The organism is Stenotrophomonas sp. HMWF023 (assembly GCF_003060985.1).
GTDB classification, from domain to species: Bacteria; Pseudomonadota; Gammaproteobacteria; order Xanthomonadales; family Xanthomonadaceae; genus Stenotrophomonas; species Stenotrophomonas lactitubi.
The window spans coordinates 1-1,305 of record NZ_QAIJ01000132.1 but is presented as its reverse complement, the minus strand read 5'-3'; the positions used below and the strand labels follow the sequence as shown (position 1 = coordinate 1,305).

Below are 1,305 nucleotides of genomic sequence, written 5' to 3'. Positions count from 1 at the left end.
ACCGAGGCCGCGCACGACAGTGCGCCGATGCGCGAGGCCATGCGCCGCGCCGGCTGCAGCGTCGAACTGGTGCAGGTATTCGGCGAACCGCTGCAGGCCGGCACGCTGCCGCTGGGCAGCATGCAGACCGCCATCAACGGCGAGCGCGATGTCGGCTTGACCGTGGCGCTGGAAGGGCCGCATGCGCACGGCCGCCTGTTCGTGAAGGGCACCCGCAGCGACGACGTGTGGGATTACCCGGTGATGTACGTGCTGGCCGAAGACAAGCAGACCTTCGACCTGAGCGCGCTGGATGATGCCGAGGCGGCCGGCGAATGCGAACTGCAGGCCTGTCGTGATGGCGGTGGTTGCGGTGGAGGTATGGCGTTGTAGCTGCGGAGGCGACGCGAACAAGCGAGATGCCGTATCACCGGTACCGCCCTGTTCGTACCGCTGCTCCGTGCATCGTTGGCGCTGCTGGGTACGATCGCGTTGGCCGGCAAGATCATGCGCAACTCGGTGATCCTGATCAAGCAGATTCGGCACGACATCGATGCCGGGCATGATCGCTGGCATTCGATCACCAACGCCACGGTCGACGTTGTTACCCGATCGTGCAGACTGCACTGACGGCGCTTCTGCCGGCGCTGTTCGCAGCGTGGCTCCCGGTGAAGCCGTGCAAAGCGGGCCGTGATGATGCCGGGGTCGGATCCCTTTTTCGCAGAAAAATGGCTCTGACCCCATCCATGTATGACGTGGATCTACAGTAGAGCCACCCTATTGGTGGCTGCAGGAAAAGTCGGGCGCTGCCGAACGCAATTCTGCTCGGCAGTCGCTGATGCTTGTTTCGGGTCGCTGTCGCATTTGCCCATGCATGTCGGGCGATAGCGAAGCGATAGTTTTCCCACTGCTTGTCACGTCGCAATGAGCCTTGACGACAATTCGAGGTAATGATCCGCTCCCCATCAATGGGAGTCTGGCGATGTGAACGTACCGCGTCGGCGCTCCAGGTTTTGATCTCAGAAGAGGATGGTTATGAAGAATCAAGGATGTCGAACCGCCGCATTCTGCTTTGCCACTCTGATGCGGCCTCGGCGAGCGCGCAGCGGTTCCGCACTTGCCCGATGGGCTGTGGGCCTGATTCTCGCACTTGCGCTCACCCTGTGTGGAGACGCGCTCGCGCAGGAGAAAGCCACACGGTACTGCTACCAAACCTGCTTCGACACGCTCTATGAGGCGGAAGCGGAGCTTCAAAGGACAGAAGGTCCTTATGCCGGTCTGTGGAGAAGGCGCGAGACGCAGCATCACGCGAGCTACGGTGAGATC

General features: G+C 61.8%; 2 protein-coding genes and 1 pseudogene. All 3 read left to right on the top strand.

Annotated features, from left to right (window positions below; genetic code table 11):
- Positions 1 to 372: cytochrome c oxidase assembly factor Coa1 family protein (locus tag DBR20_RS07030; RefSeq protein ID WP_108265677.1), on the top strand; the 372-nt coding region annotated here is incomplete at its 5' end.
- 48 nt (positions 373 to 420) lie between these two features.
- Positions 421 to 749: pseudogene (locus tag DBR20_RS07025) on the top strand (hypothetical protein); the annotation flags it as partial.
- A gap of 361 nt (positions 750 to 1,110) precedes the next feature.
- Positions 1,111 to 1,305, top strand: a 195-nt coding sequence (locus DBR20_RS22330; RefSeq protein WP_219927797.1) for a hypothetical protein, incomplete at its 3' end; no start/stop codon positions are given.